15 protein-coding genes and 1 pseudogene are annotated in these 13,782 nt (G+C 71.4%); 7 read left to right on the top strand and 9 right to left on the bottom strand.

Features of this window, described 5'->3' with window-relative positions:
• Position 1: 1 nt before the first annotated feature.
• Both OG381_RS06665 and OG381_RS06660 read left to right on the top strand, forming a co-directional pair.
• Complete coding sequence (locus OG381_RS06665; protein ID WP_327715176.1) at positions 2-541, top strand: hypothetical protein; 540 nt, start codon at positions 2-4, stop codon at positions 539-541.
• Entirely contained in the window at positions 531-1,520 is a 990-nt protein-coding gene (locus tag OG381_RS06660) for a serine/threonine-protein kinase (RefSeq protein ID WP_327715175.1), read from the top strand. Before OG381_RS06665 ends, OG381_RS06660 begins: the two co-directional genes overlap by 11 nt.
• Here the strand turns inward: OG381_RS06660 and OG381_RS06655 are convergent.
• Together OG381_RS06655 and OG381_RS06650 are read right to left on the bottom strand one after the other, a co-directional pair.
• Positions 1,507-1,920 (bottom strand): nuclear transport factor 2 family protein, encoded by a 414-nt coding sequence (locus OG381_RS06655; RefSeq protein ID WP_327715174.1) that lies wholly within the window; start codon positions 1,918-1,920, stop codon positions 1,507-1,509. The genes OG381_RS06660 and OG381_RS06655 overlap by 14 nt on opposite strands.
• Positions 1,917-3,221: a streptophobe family protein gene (locus OG381_RS06650; RefSeq protein WP_327715173.1), complete on the bottom strand. Its 1,305-nt coding sequence runs from the start codon at positions 3,219-3,221 to the stop codon at positions 1,917-1,919. Before OG381_RS06650 ends, OG381_RS06655 begins: the two co-directional genes overlap by 4 nt.
• A gap of 161 nt (positions 3,222-3,382) precedes the next feature.
• Here OG381_RS06650 and OG381_RS06645 point away from each other — a divergent pair, with 161 nt between their 5' ends.
• Both OG381_RS06645 and OG381_RS06640 read left to right on the top strand, forming a co-directional pair.
• Positions 3,383-4,630 (top strand): DUF6777 domain-containing protein, encoded by a 1,248-nt coding sequence (locus OG381_RS06645; RefSeq protein ID WP_327715172.1) that lies wholly within the window; start codon positions 3,383-3,385, stop codon positions 4,628-4,630.
• 135 nt (positions 4,631-4,765) lie between these two features.
• Entirely contained in the window at positions 4,766-5,221 is a 456-nt protein-coding gene (locus OG381_RS06640) for an ATP-binding protein (protein WP_327715171.1), read from the top strand.
• A 48-nt stretch (positions 5,222-5,269) separates the two neighbouring features.
• Here OG381_RS06640 and OG381_RS06635 read toward each other — a convergent pair whose 3' ends face one another.
• On the bottom strand, positions 5,270-6,157 hold the full coding sequence (locus tag OG381_RS06635; RefSeq protein WP_327715170.1) for an RNA polymerase sigma factor SigF: 888 nt from the start codon (positions 6,155-6,157) through the stop codon (positions 5,270-5,272).
• A 353-nt stretch (positions 6,158-6,510) separates the two neighbouring features.
• On the opposite strand from OG381_RS06635, the gene OG381_RS06630 reads away from it, so the two are divergent.
• Positions 6,511-6,900: a helix-turn-helix domain-containing protein gene (locus tag OG381_RS06630; protein WP_266896806.1), complete on the top strand. Its 390-nt coding sequence runs from the start codon at positions 6,511-6,513 to the stop codon at positions 6,898-6,900.
• A gap of 15 nt (positions 6,901-6,915) precedes the next feature.
• On the opposite strand, the gene OG381_RS06625 is transcribed toward OG381_RS06630, so the two are convergent.
• The 3 genes from OG381_RS06625 to OG381_RS06615 all read right to left on the bottom strand — a co-directional run bounded on the left by OG381_RS06625 (position 6,916) and on the right by OG381_RS06615 (position 9,487).
• Positions 6,916-7,518 (bottom strand): ClpP family protease, encoded by a 603-nt coding sequence (locus OG381_RS06625; protein WP_327715169.1) that lies wholly within the window; start codon positions 7,516-7,518, stop codon positions 6,916-6,918.
• A gap of 1 nt (position 7,519) precedes the next feature.
• Positions 7,520-8,158 carry a ClpP family protease gene (locus OG381_RS06620; protein WP_307034685.1) on the bottom strand — a complete coding sequence of 213 codons (639 nt, stop codon included), beginning with the start codon at positions 8,156-8,158 and terminating at the stop codon, positions 7,520-7,522.
• A 123-nt stretch (positions 8,159-8,281) separates the two neighbouring features.
• Positions 8,282-9,487: an epoxide hydrolase family protein gene (locus tag OG381_RS06615; RefSeq protein WP_327715168.1), complete on the bottom strand. Its 1,206-nt coding sequence runs from the start codon at positions 9,485-9,487 to the stop codon at positions 8,282-8,284.
• A 124-nt stretch (positions 9,488-9,611) separates the two neighbouring features.
• On the opposite strand from OG381_RS06615, the gene OG381_RS06610 reads away from it, so the two are divergent.
• Positions 9,612-10,094, top strand: a complete 483-nt coding sequence (locus OG381_RS06610) for a VOC family protein (RefSeq protein ID WP_327715167.1) — start codon at positions 9,612-9,614, stop codon at positions 10,092-10,094.
• A 3-nt stretch (positions 10,095-10,097) separates the two neighbouring features.
• Here the strand turns inward: OG381_RS06610 and OG381_RS06605 are convergent, their stop codons facing one another.
• The 3 genes and pseudogenes from OG381_RS06605 to OG381_RS06595 form a co-directional block, all read right to left on the bottom strand.
• Positions 10,098-11,003: an SGNH/GDSL hydrolase family protein gene (locus OG381_RS06605; RefSeq protein WP_327715166.1), complete on the bottom strand. Its 906-nt coding sequence runs from the start codon at positions 11,001-11,003 to the stop codon at positions 10,098-10,100.
• A gap of 80 nt (positions 11,004-11,083) precedes the next feature.
• Entirely contained in the window at positions 11,084-12,742 is a 1,659-nt protein-coding gene (locus OG381_RS06600; protein ID WP_327715165.1) for an ATP-binding protein, read from the bottom strand.
• A gap of 17 nt (positions 12,743-12,759) precedes the next feature.
• Positions 12,760-13,059: pseudogene (locus OG381_RS06595) on the bottom strand (response regulator); the annotation flags it as partial.
• Positions 13,060-13,279: 220 nt separating this feature from the next.
• On the opposite strand from OG381_RS06595, the gene OG381_RS06590 reads away from it, so the two are divergent.
• Positions 13,280-13,735 carry an STAS domain-containing protein gene (locus OG381_RS06590; RefSeq protein WP_327715164.1) on the top strand — a complete coding sequence of 152 codons (456 nt, stop codon included), beginning with the start codon at positions 13,280-13,282 and terminating at the stop codon, positions 13,733-13,735.
• The last annotated feature ends 47 nt before the right edge of the window (positions 13,736-13,782 follow it).

The following is a 13,782-nucleotide window of genomic DNA, read 5'->3' as shown; positions in this document are numbered from 1 at the left end:
GATGGCGACCCCCGGCTTCCGGCCCACCCACGTCGTCCCCCAGCACGGCATGCCCGCCTGGGAGGCCCCCGACCCCGCCCGGCCCACCGTCCCCCTCGATCCGCTGCTGCCGGTCCAGCTGGTGGAGCGGCGCGGCGACTGGGGACACGTCCGGTGCGCCAATGGCTGGTCGGCCTGGGTCGACGGCCGCTTCCTGGTCGCCGTCCCCCCGGATCCGCCCGCCGCGGACGGCCCGCTCGCCCGCACCGCGGACCCACGGCCCCTGCTGGCCCGCGCCGAGCAGACCCTGGGCGACTACCGGACCGCGGTGGAGGAGCTCGCCTCGGGCGGCCTCGACGGCGAGGCCTTCCAGGCGCGTACCCGCGGCCGGCGCGTCGGAGTCGTGGTCGACGGCGAGTCCGTATGGCTCTACGACGCCCAGCACGGCCGCTGGGTGTACGCCGACGGCACCCGTCTGAGCACCTTCGCGACGGACGAGGCACCCCGGGCCGCCGTCGCGGACCACGCCGCCACACAGGTCGTGACCCCTGATGGCCCGTGACACGAGCCTCTTCTCCGGCCGACCCTCCGAGCTGATCGGGCGCCAGGTCGCCGGCTACCGCATCGAGCGCGAGATCGGCCGTGGCGGCATGGCGGTCGTCTACCGCGCCCGCGACCTGCGACTGGAGCGCACGGTGGCGCTCAAGCTCCTCGCCCCCGAACTCGCCCGCAACGACACCTTCCGCCGCCGCTTCACCCACGAGTCCCGGGCCGCCGCCGCGATCGACCACCCGCACATCGTGCCCGTCTTCGAGGCGGGCGAGACGGACGGCGTCCTGTACATCGCGATGCGCTACGTCGAGGGCAGCGACCTGCGTCATCTCCTGGACCGCCGGGGCCCGTTGGTGCCCGCCGTCGCCCTGCGCATCGCCGCCCAGATCGCCTCGGCGCTGGACGCCGCCCACGAGCACGGGCTCGTCCACCGGGACGTGAAGCCCGGGAACATCCTGGTCGCCCGCGGCACCGACAGCGACCATCCCGAGCACTCCTACCTCACCGACTTCGGCCTGACCAAGAAGTCGTTGTCCCTGACCGGCTTCACCACGGTCGGTCAGTTCGTGGGCACCCTGGACTACGTGGCGCCGGAGCAGATCTCCGGCAAGCCGGTCGACGGACGCTGCGACGTGTACGGCTTCGCCTGCGTCGTCTACGAAGCCCTCGCCGGGCACCCGCCCTTCCGCCGCGACGACGACATGGCCCTGCTGTGGGCCCACCAGTACGACGATCCGCCCCCGCTGACCGCGTCCCGCCCCGACCTCGCCCCGGACGTCGACGCCGTGTTCGCGCGCGGCCTCGCCAAGAGCCCCGACGCCCGCTACGACACCTGTCTCGCCTTCGTTGCGGCCCTGCGCGCGGCCACGACCGGTGCCCGTCCGGGTACGCACGCGCCGACGGAGGTGGACCTGAAGGTGGTGGAGACGCCGGCGGAGGGCCCGAAGCGACCGCCGCCGTGGGCCCTGCCGGTGTTCAGGGGCGGCTAGTTCCGCTCAGCGGCACCCGCCGCGGCGACACCTTGCGGTGCGACACCCGCCAGCCGGTACCGGCCCTGACGACCGTGTCCTCGTACGTCACCGACCCGCACGAGCCGTCGGTCTTGATGCCCAGTCCCTTGGACCGGACCCGCACCCGGCCGTCCGGCGCCTCGCCGATCACCACGTTCGTCACGTGGTGCGCGACGGGATTGGCCGAGCCCAGGGTGAGCGCGGCCTCCCGCAGCGCGGCGACGCCGGTCACCTCGCCCTGTCCGTAGTCGGAGAGGTCGTAGACGACGTCGGAGGTGAACACCTCCTCGAAGCGGTCGAGTTGCCCGTCGTCGACCAGATGGCCGTGCAGGGAGATCAACTCGGTGATGGCCAGGCGGTCTTCGAGCGGCAGCGTCATGGCCGCACACTGCCACGCCCGGCGCCGTCGGTCCCAGCCGTTTTCGTCTCGCCGGTCCGCCGCACCGGACGGGCCAGGAGCGCGCCCAGGAAGCCTGTGACGAGCCCCCACAGCGCGGCCAGACCGACGGCGGACCACACTTCGGGCTCGAGGAGGAGCTCCCCGTCGAGATCGCCGCCGAGGTCGCCGATGCCGAGGACGGACAGGCCGTAGTGCGCGGAGATGCGGCCGACGAGGCAGATCATCAGCACCGTGAGCGCGAGCGCGACCGCCATGTGCAGGGCGTGCTGCCAGGCGCGCATCCGGGCGGGGGAGCGCGCCGCCATCACGAACGCGGCGGCCAGCAGCAGCACCGCGTCCACGGCGACGAGCCACCAGACCCGGCCGTCGTACTCGGCCAGCGTGCGCAGATTCAGCGCGGCGGTGTCCGAACCACGCAGCACCTCGTCGAGAACATGCGGCATCGGCAGTCCGAAGGGGCCCTCCACCCGGCCGTTCCAGGTGGCGCCCAGGCCGATCGTGAGCGCCAGCCACACCAGGTTCGGCATGCCGAGCAGGATCACGGCGAGGGTCGCCGCCGCCTGGCCGCGCGTGAACGCCACGACGACGGCGATGACGATGCCCAGGGCCACGTAGGCCAGGAGCAGGACCACCATCGCGTACGCCGCCGGCCGTACCGTCGCCTGGAAGCGCAGCAGCCGGGCCGGGAGCGGCGCTCCGCGCGAGACCAGCAGAGCCAGCACCAGGACACCGGCCAGCCACAGCAGACCGAAGAACAGGGTCGGGGGCAGGTCCGTCTCGAAGCCGACCTCCGGCGAGACACCGAAGGCGTCGCCGAGGTCGGAGAGCGTGTCGTCGCCGAGCGAGAGCTGGAAGGTCTGCCGGGCGCCGAGGGCCAGCGCGAGCAGCGCGAGCAGCCACAGCACGGCGATCCTGGCGGCCCACCCGGCCAGTTCCCCGGCGCCCGCGACCGCCCGGTGCCGCAGCGGCCGCAGGAAGCCCGCGGCGATCACCAGTGCCCCGGTGAGCGTGACGGACAGCGGGATCACGGTGACGCCCGCCTGGGTGTCGGCCAGGCCGCCGGCGTTCCCGGAGAGCTCGATCGTGCCGCCGACCGCGGTGACCACCGTCGCCGCCACGACCCGGGGGAACGCGCCCTCGGGGAGGTCCGTCGCCCCGGCCGCCCACAGTCCCAGGGCCGCGGCGGTACCCATGGCGATCAGTGCGGACAGGACCGCGAGGAGGGCCTGTACCCAGCCGTGCGGGGCGATGGCCTGGTCGGAGCGGGTTCGCGGGCTCACCCTTCCACGCTAAGCAGGGCTCCGGGGCCCCGCCCGGCGAGAGGGCCGTCCGCGTCGGCTTGCGAGCGGCACGGCACCGGAGCACACAATGGAAGGGGCGTGGATAAAAGCGCGGTAAATGCACAAAAGCCGCAGAAGTTCCACGTCGGGAAGAAGGGCTCGTGAGCGTCGAACCGCCGTCCTCCGGCCGGCCCACAGGACCGCCCTCCGGTCCGCTGTCGGGCCCCTCCCAGCCGCCTTCGGGGCCACCGTCACAACCCCCGGGCGGCGGCGGGGGAGCGCCCCCGCCGGAACCGCACCGCCCCTGGTGGCGTTCGGTTCCCCGTATCGCGCTGCTCGCCACCGCGGTCGTGGCCGCCGTAATCCTGGGCCTCGTCTTCAGCCGCTCCGACGGCGGCTCCGGCAGCAAGAGCGGCAACGGCGAGGTCTTCCTCCAGGCCGCCGCCAAGACCGGCCCCGACCCCTTCACCGAGTCGACGGCGACCGACAGCTCCGCAGCGCCCGCCTCCGCCTCCCCGGCCACCGAGTCGCCCTCCGCGAACGCGGTGCGCGGCGTCGACGGCAGCGCCCCCGGTCTCTACGGCGGCACCCGCAACGTCGCCAGCTGCGACGTGGAGCGCCAGATCAAGGCGCTCCAGGCGAACCCGCCGGTCAACCAGGCCTTCGCCTCGGTCGCCGGGGTCCAGCCGTCCGGCGTCCCCGCCTACCTGCGCGCGCTCACCCCGGTCCAGCTGCGCATGGACACCCGCGTCACCAACCACGGCTACCGGGACGGACATGCCACCGCCTACCAGGCCGTCCTCCAGTCCGGCACCGCCGTCCTCGTCGACGACCGCGGCGTGCCCCGGGTGCGCTGCGCGTGCGGCAACCCCCTGACCCCGCCGGTCGCCCAGCAGAGCACCCCGAAGCGGACCGGCGACACCTGGTCGTCCTACCGGCCCTCGAACGTCGTGGTGGTCGCGCCCTCGGTGACCGTCATCAACGTCTTCGTGATCTACGACGATGACTCCGACGACTGGATCGCCCGTCACCGCGGCGACACGGGCCACAAGGACAAGCCGACCGAGCCGCCGGAGAACCTGGTCTCCCCGTCCGCGAGTGTGATCACGCCGACCGCGCCGACGTCACCCACGACGCCGACCTCGCCGCCCACCTCGCCCTCCTCCCCGGCGCCGTGCCTCACGACCGCCACCGGCACCCCCTCCGGAAACGCCACGGGCACCCCGTCCGACTCGGCGACAGCGACGCCGTGCCCGCCGACGTCGAACGGCCCGTCCTCGTCGCCACCGAGCCCCGAGCCGCCCGCTCCGGACTCCGGGACGACCGAGGAGGAAGGACCGTCCGCGGACACCTCCGGGTCTCAGCCCTCTCTGTCATTCGACACACCGGCGGAATCGGGATCCACGTAAAATGCCCCGAGTCCGCGGTGACGTCACCGGCGATGTGACCGACACGACCCGTTATGGGGACTGCGGAGCCGCGCTCGGGGTACGAGCACTGGTGCAGCAGGCGTCCGGCCAGTCCGGCCTTCCGAGAGAGAACGCATGATCGAGCACCTGGACGGGGCAGTGATACCGACTGGTTTCGACGTGCCCGTGGATCCACTACGGCGGGCGGCTCACTTCACCGGCGAGCCGGGATGCATCGCCGAGGCGCGCAACTTCGCCGCGCACTTCCTCGAGCAGCTCAGGACCGAGTGGTGCGCCGAGATCGGGGACCGCGCCGACGGCGAGGTGCTTCTGGTGGTGAGCGAGCTGATCACCAACGCGGACCGGCACAGCAACGGGCCGTACATCCTCGATCTGGAGGGCACGGACGCGGTCGTCACCGTGTCCGTCTACGACAGCAGTGCGGCGCTGCCCCTGCGCTTTCCCAAGGACCCCCAGCGGGTCGGCCGGCACGGCCTGGAGATCGTGCACGCCCTGGCGGCCGAGGTCAGCGCGGAACGGGTGCCGGTCGGGAAGAGAGTGAGCGCCGTTCTCCGGCTCGAGACGGAATGACCGCCGAAGACATCTTCGGCGGTCATTCTTGTCTGCTCAGGTTTCTTCTCAGGCGCAGCCCAGCTCGCCCAGCATGCCCGTGCGCAGGCGGGTGATGATCCGCTTGATCAGCCGGGACACATGCATCTGCGAGCAGCCCAGCTGTTCACCGATCTCCGCCTGGGTGGCTTCCTCCACGAACCGCAGGTGAAGGATCTGCCGGTCGCGCTCGCTGAGTTCGGCCATCAGCGGGGCGAGTGACTGGAAGTCCTCGACGAGGCGCAGTCCCTCCTCCTCCACGCCGATGAAGTCGGCCAGGACCGACTCGCCGTTCTCCGGCCCGTCGCCGGTGAGGGCGGCGTCGAGCGACGAGGAGTTGTAGCCGTTCGAGGCGATCTGCGCCTCGATCACCTCGGACTCGCCGATGTTCATCAGGGTGGCGAGCTCGGCCACCGTCGGCTCCCGGTCCAGCCTGCTGGCCAGCTCCTCGCGCGCCTTGGCCAGCTCGACCCGCAGCTCCTGGAGCCTGCGCGGCACGTGCACCGCCCAGGTGGTGTCACGGAAGAAGCGCTTGATCTCGCCGACGATGTACGGCAGGGCGAAGGAGGTGAACTCGACCTCCCGCGTCAGGTCGAACCGGTCGATGGCCTTGATCAGGCCGATCATGCCGGTCTGGACGATGTCCTCCATGTCGTCGCCGCGGCCGCGGAACCGGCCGGCGGCGAAGCGCACGAGGGACATGTTCATCTCGATGAGCGTGTTGCGCGCGTACTGGTATTCGTGCGTGCCTTCCTCGAGCTCGGTCAGGCGCTGGAAGAACTGGCGCGACAGTTCCCGCGCGTCACGCGGAGCCACGCTCCGGGGGTCCACGACTCCTGGCAGTGATGTCTCACCCGTGCTGGCCACGGCGGTCTGCTCCACGACCTGTGCCTCCGACCGGATCACGGCGGTGTCCATGTACCTCTCCCACGCAAGTCACGGCTTGACGTCAGCCTCTTCAGCCTCGGTTGTTTTCCGAAACTGTGCTTCGCGGTCCCTCGGGTACCCGGATCGCGACGACATATGCATGTGTCCGCCGCCGACCGGCGGGTAGCCCGCGGGCAGTCTCCTTTGCGCCTACCCGGTGAGTGACGACGCATGCCCGTGGCGTGTCCGAAATCGGGAAAGCAAGGGGCGGCGGGCCGTGTGGCGTGCGTCGGACGCTCTTCATTGTGACCTACGTCACATGATCCCGTCCATTCCACCCAGAGCAGAATCCTGATCCGATCCTGATCCCTCCCGCTGTGGTCCACGGCTTCTAGGCTGAACAGGTGAGCGAAGAAGCGACGAACCAAGCCCGCGTCATCCCCCTGCGCCCGGGGACCGCCCGCCCTGCCGCCGCACCGCCTCCCAAGGAGCCTTTGCTGCGTGACCTGGTCGGCGACGTCCTGCGCCGTGAACGGCTCGCCCAGGAGCGCACGTTGAAGGACGTGGCCGACGAGGCGCGTATCTCCATGCCGTACCTTTCCGAGGTGGAGCGGGGCCGCAAGGAGGCCTCGTCGGAGGTCCTCGCGGCCGCCGCCCACGCCCTCGGACTGGGGCTCGGCGACCTGCTCGGACGGGCCCAGGGCGAACTCGTCCGGATCACCAGCCGGCACTCGGTCGGCAGCCGCAGGGCGGCGCCCGGTTCGTCGTACGACGGGCTCTGCCTGGCCGCCTGAGCGGAACCCGGCGCCTCACACCCCCACGAGGCGCCGGCTCACCACCTCGTCGGCGAGCCCGTACGCCACCGCCTCCTCGGCGGTGAACACCTTGTCGCGGTCCATGTGCGAGCGCAGCGTCTCCACGTCGTGGTGGGTGTGGCGGGCCAGTACCTCCTCGACCTGGGAGCGGATCCGCATCATCTCCTTGGCCTGGAGGGCGAGATCGGAGATCGCGCCCCGGCTGCCGCCGCTGGCCGGCTGGCCGAGCAGCACCCGCGCGTGCTCCAGCACGAACCGCCGCCCGGGGTCCCCTCCGGCCAGCAGCACGGCGGCCGTGGAGGCCGCCTGTCCGACGCAGAACGTCGAGATGGGCGACTGCACGTACGTCATCGTGTCGTAGATCGCCATGAGTGAAGTGAACGAGCCGCCGGGGGAGTTGATGTAGATCGCGATCTCGTTCTCCGGTGCCGACGACTCCAGATGGAGGAGTTGCGCGATGATGACGTTGGCCACGCCGTCGTCGATCTCGGTGCCGAGGAAGATGATCCGCTCCGACAGCAAGCGGCTGAAGACGTCCGAGGACCGCTCACCGTTCGCGGTCCGCTCGACGACGTACGGAATCGTGTAGTTCCCCATGTCACAGCCCCATCCGTCGCTTCGAGGCGGCCGGGCGGACGTCGGCGAGCGACTCCACGACCTGGTCCACCATTCCGTACTGCCTGGCCTGCTCGGCCGTGTACCAGCGGTCGCGGTCGCCGTCCCGGGCGATGGTCTCCGGCGTCTGGCCGGTGTTCTCGGCGAGCAGCCGTTCCATGGTCCGCTTGCTGTGGTCCAGGTTCTCCGCCTGGATCTCGATGTCGGCCGTGGTCCCGCCGATGCCCGCAGACCCCTGGTGCATCATGATCCGCGCGTTCGGCAGGGCGTACCGCTTGCCGGGCGTGCCGCCGCAGAGCAGGAACTGGCCCATGCTCGCCGCGAATCCCATGGCGAGCGTCGACACGTCGTTGGGGATGAGCCGCATCGTGTCGTAGATGGCGAGGCCCGCGTACACCGAGCCGCCCGGGCTGTTGATGTACAGGCTGATGTCGGTGCGCGGGTCCTCCGCGGACAGGATCAGCAGCTGGGAGCAGACCCGGTTCGCGGAGACCTCGTCGACCTGGGTGCCGAGCAGGACGATCCGCTGGCCGAGCAGCTGGGCGGCGAGCTGGTCGTCGAAGCGGGAGGGCGCGGTGTCGCCCTCCTCCGCCCGTGGGGCGAGCGTGGTGAGTGGAGTCATCGGTTCTCCTCGTGGTGGCGGGGATGCCGTCGACTCCACTCTTGACCTCGGGCGACGCCCTTCAGCCCGTTCTCTGCCCGCGGCAGATTCGCCGAGGGCAGAGCGCCGCTTTCACCGCGGGTCTCAGCCCTTCTCGCGCAGCTGCCGGAAGAAGGCCCGTACGTCGTCCACCAGCAGGTCGGGCTCCTCCATCGCGGCGAAGTGACCGCCCCGGTCGAGCTCGGTCCAGCGCACGATGTTCTCGGTGCGCTCGCCCTTGTGGCGCAGCGGGATCTGCGGGTCGCCGGGGAAGGAGGCCACCGCGGTCGGGGCGGCCGAGGGCTTGTGCGGGGCGGCGATCCGGTCGCCCTCGGCGTGGGCGCGCTCGTAGTAGACCCGGGCGGAGGAGCCCGCGGTGCCGGTCAGCCAGTACAGCATCACGTTGGTGAGCATCAGGTCCCGGTCGACGGCCTCCTCGGGCAGCTCCTCGGAGTCCGTCCACTCCCGGAACTTCTCGACGATCCAGGCGAGCTGGCCGACCGGCGAGTCGGTGAGCGCGTACGAGAGGGTCTGCGGCCGGGTGGACTGGAGGTGGAAGTAGCCCACGCCGTCGCGGAACCACGCGTCCCACGTGCGCCACGAGAGCAGGGTCCGCTCCCGCTCCTCGGGGCTCAGTGCCTCCAGCTCCTCCTCGGTCGGTTCCGTGGCCGCCTGTGCGCCGGGCAGCAGATTGAGGTGGACGCCGATCACCCGGTCGGTGTGGACACGGCCCAGCTCGCGGGAGATGGCGGCGCCCCAGTCGCCGCCCTGGGCGCCGAACCGGTCGTAGCCGAGGCGGGTCATCAGCTCGGCCCACGCGTCGGCGATCCGGCGCGCCTCCCAGCCGGTCTCCCGGGTCGGCCCGGAGAACCCGAAGCCGGGAATGCTCGGCACCACGAGATGGAAGGCGTCGGCGGGATCGCCGCCGTGCGCGGCCGGATCCGTCAACGGGCCGACGACGTCGAGGAATTCGACGATCGACCCCGGCCAGCCATGGGTGATGATCAGCGGGGTGGCATCGGGCTCGGGGGAGCGGATGTGCGCGAAGTGCACATGGGCGCCGTCGATCTCGGTCGTGAACTGCGGCCACTCGTTCAGCCGCGCCTCGGCCGCCCGCCAGTCGTACTCGTGCCGCCAGTACCGCACCAGCTCGCGCAGATACCCTTCCGGCACGCCGTACGACCAGCCCACCCCGGGCAGCTCGTCGGGCCACCGGACCCGGTCGAGGCGGTCATGGAGATCGTCGAGGTCGGCCTGCGGTATGTCGATGCGGAAGGGGTGAAGGCCGCTGTCGGCGGGCGAAGACGTCATGACCCGGATGCTAGTTCCGAACGGTGTACGGGCCACCTGGATTAACCGGCCACGCGACCGATGAGTTTCGCGGCGAGGATCGGTCGACACAGGAGACATCGACCCGCACGCCCAGGAGGTCCCCATGGCAACCGACGGTTTCACCACGTGTCTCTGGTTCGACGGCCAGGCCGAGGAAGCCGCTCACTTCTACGTCTCGGTCTTCAAGAACTCCAGTGTCGGCAAGGTCGCGCGCTACCCCGAGGGGGCGATGCAGCCGGCCGGCACCGTCATGACCGTCGAGTTCACGGCCAACGGGCACAAGTTCCTCGCGCTCAACGGCGGCCCTCAGTTCAAGTTCACCGAGGCGACCTCCTTCATGATCTTCTGCGAGAACCAGGAGGAGATCGACCACTACTGGACCAAGCTCCTCGAAGGCGGCGGCGAGCCCGGCCCCTGTGGCTGGCTCAAGGACCGGTACGGACTGTCCTGGCAGGTCGTCCCCGACAGGCTGGACGCCATGGTCACCGACCCGGACCCGGCGAAGGCGGCCCGCGTGACCGCGGCGTTCATGGCGATGGGCAAGTTCGACATCGCGGCCCTGGAGAGGGCCTACGCGGGCGAGTGAGATTCAGCCGACGGGCGTCCGGCCGATCACCCGGGTGATCTCCCGGGCGATCCGCAGGATGCCGGGGGAGCGGACCGGGCAGGGCTTCGGCGTGGACGTGGTGGGCGCCAGACAGAAGTGCAGATAGTCCGTGTCGAGGTGGAGGGCGGTCCGGTCCCGGCCCGGCTGGGTGCAGTACGCGGGGTGCTCGCGCTCGTAGGCGGTGCACGGCAGGTACTGGACCCAGGTGTAGCGGGCCCCGGCCGCACTCACCTTGGCTCCCGCGTCGGCGACGAGGTCGCCCGAGGCGGCGGCCTGCCGCGCGTAGAGCTCGTTCACGCGCCGGACCCGGTCGGGGGTGAGCGGGTCCGGGCCCTGCGCCACCCACACGATCCGCGGCCGATGGGCACCGCCCGCCGCCGCGATCTGCTCGGTCAGCCGGGCCATGTCGGCCCGGTACCGCTTGAAGTACGTCGTCGGCGCCTCGGCGTGGGTGATGCCGTCCATGCACCACGTGTAGCCCCACGCGTTGCCCCAGAACTGGAGCACCACGAAGTCCGGCTTCAGCGAGCGCACCAGGGCGGCCGCCTTGTCCCGGTCCGGTACGAGGGACTTGGCGCCGGTGCCCTCCAGGTAGTCGCAGACCGTCGTCCCGGAGTACGGCCTGCCCGTGTACTCGGCACGCAGGTCCCGGCGGAGCTCCTGCCCGACCACCTTCTGGGCCTCCATCGCCAGCGAGTCCCCGAGATACAGCACCACCGGAGCCTTCGCCGGGGCAGCGGGACTGCCGGCGGCCTGCTGCTGCGTCGTGCCGGCCGGCTTCGGCGGCGCGACGGACGACGGGGCCGCCTCGGGCCCGGACGCCGGGTCCGAGCACGCTCCGAGCAGCACTCCGGCCAGCAGCATCCCCACGATCCACGGCTTCCGCATGCAGCAACTCCCGCCCCGGGCACCGAAAAACGGCTCCCCAGGCAAGCACAGCGGGGCACAGGGCGGAAGACGTGTGCCGGTCATGGCTCGTCGAAACGCTCCAGGAGGTCGATGAGGTCGTTCAACGGCAACGGCTTGGCCAGATGCGCGTCGAAACCGGCCGCCCGGGATCTGGTGCGGTCGCTGCCCTGGCTGAAACCGGAGACCGCGATCAGCCGCAACCGCTCGCCGTGCGGCCGGGTCCTGATCGTGCGGGCGACCGTGTAGCCGTCGATGTCGGGCAGCCCGAGGTCGCAGAGCACGACGTCGAAGAGGCAGTCCTCGGTGGCGGTGAGCGCGTCGGTGCCGGTGTGCACCGCCGTGACGTGGTGGCCCTGCCGCTGGAGCAGGGTGCGGTAGGTGAGGGCGAGATCCGCGTTGTCCTCCACGATCAGGACGGACAGCTGCCGCTTGGCCGGACGGACCACCACCGCTCGGGCCGGTTCGGGCGCGCCGGAGTCGGCGACCGGCAGCGTCACGGTGAACTCGGCGCCCCGTCCCGGCCCTTCGCTGTGCGCGAAGACCCGGCCCCCGTGCAGCTCCGCCACGGTACGGGCGACCGCGAGGCCCAGCCCCAGCCCCTCCGGTGTGTCGGGCCCGGCAGGCGCCGCGCGCATGAACACCCCGAACAGGTCCTCGGCCTGACCGGGCCGAAAACCGATCCCGTCGTCCCGCACCGTGAGCCGGGCCAGGTCGCCCTCGATGCCCAGGGCGACCTCGGTGTGCCCGCCCGGTGCGGTGTACTTGAGCGCGTTCGACAGCAGGTTGGTCAGCACCTGAGCCAGCCGCAGCCGGTCGCCGTCCACGAACACCGGATCGCCCGGCACACCGATGTCCAGGGTGCGTCCCTCGTGCCCGAACAGATGGCGGATGTCGGCACACGCGCCCTCGACGACGGACCGGATGTCGACCCGCTCCCGCACCAGCTCCAGCCGCCCCGTCACCGCGCGCGTGCCGTCCAGCAGGTCGTTGCTCATCCGCACCAGCGTGCCCAGCTGCCGTTCCAGCACCGACAGCGCCGAATGGCCCCCGGGCATGTCGAGGGCCAGCAGCTCGGTGGCCGCGGTGGCCGCCGCGAGCGGATTGCGCAGCTCGTGCGAGAGCGTCGCGATGAACCGGTCCTTGGCCTCCTGCTCCTCCCGCGACCGCCGCCCCGCCGCGTCCAGCTCGGCGTTGGCGCGCTGGAGCTGCTCGTTGACCTCGCGGATCTCCCGGGCCCGCACGAACAGGTCGATCTCCATGCCCTCCGCCCGCATCTGCGCCTCGGCGGCCACCCGTTGCTGCTCCCGCCCCACGTGGCGCACATGCACGAACTCCGTGACGTCCTCGACCCGGTGGATGATGTACGACAGCTTCCCCTCGGCGTCCAGGACGGGCGAGTTCACCGGACTCCAGTAGCGCTCGGCGAAGCCACCGTCCTCCGCGGGGATGTCGTAGCGCTGGAGCGCCATGGTGTCGGTACGTCCGGTGGCGACCACGGCTTCCAGGGAGCGGCGCAGATTGGCGACGCCGTCGGCCGACGGATCGTCGGGGTTGTCGGGGAACACGTCGAAGACGGGACGCCCGACGATGGCGCGTTCGGTGCGGGTGGCCGTGAGATACGCGCGGTTGACCTCGACGATGGTGAAGTCGGGGGTGAGGACCAGCAGGGGGGACAGGACGGCGTCGAACAGGCGCCGGAAGTCCGGGGGGTCGGCCATCGTAAGAACGGTTTGACGAGGTAGTCGTCGGCGCCGATCTCCAGTCCCGCCACCCGGTCGGCCTCCGCGCCGCGGCCGGTGACCACGATGACCGGGAGGCGGCTCGTGGAGCGCAGCGCCCGCAGCAGTTCCAGGCCGCTGCCGTCGGGAAGTCCCAGGTCGAGGACGGCCAGATCGACGCCGCCCTCGTACAGGGCGGACTTTCCGGCGCGGGCGTCCATGGCCCAGGTGACGGTGAAGCCCGCCCGTTCCAGATAGGAACGGCACATCAGTGCGAAATCGGAGTCGTCCTCGATCAGGGCGAGGTGCGGACGCATGCCGCATCACCTGGCCCAACTGCCGTCCGCTCGTTGTGCAACCGACGAGCGGGCGTTGATGCCCCGACCATGTGGTGAAGGTAGAACAGTGCATGCACACGGTTCAAGGGGGAGCCGCAAGGGGGAGTTCCGGCGCGGGTGCCTGCGGTGCGGGGATGACGAAGTCACCGCACGCGCCCGTGCCGGAACGCGCGGCAGGTACGGAACGGGGACGGACGGCTTGCACGACACCATTCTGAAGCCCGTCGGCGCGGCCCCCTGGCCCCCGGCCGGCGAGCACGCGCTGCTGCGTACGGAGACCGGAGCGCTGGTCGCCGAGCTGCACGGCGACATCGACCTGGCCACCGCCGCCCACCTGAGCCTCTGGTTCGACTCCCTGGCGGCGGTGGCCGCCCCGGGCTACGTCGTCGACCTGCGCCCGGTCTCCTTCGTCGACTCCGCCGGTCTCAACGTGGTGCTGCGCCTGCGGCGCCGCGTCACCGGGACGGGCGGCAGGTTCGCCCTTGTGTGTGACGCCGCGCAGCTGCGGTTGCTGCGCGCGAACGGCACAGCGGACGTGCTGAATCCTTCCGCCACCCTGGCCGAGGCGGTGTCCGGGCTCCTCCCTCTCCGTGACGGCCCCCTTCCCGCACAGAACGGACCGAACCGTTCGGCGCGCGGCCCGGCGGCGGGGTGACTAGCGTGAGAAACCGGACGGACCACCGAACCGGAGAGGGCCGCAGT

It is taken from the genome of Streptomyces sp. NBC_00490 (assembly GCF_036013645.1).
Classification (GTDB): Bacteria; Actinomycetota; Actinomycetes; order Streptomycetales; family Streptomycetaceae; genus Streptomyces; species Streptomyces canus_F.
Note: the sequence above shows the minus strand (reverse complement) of the source record. Positions and strands in the feature narration are given on the sequence as shown.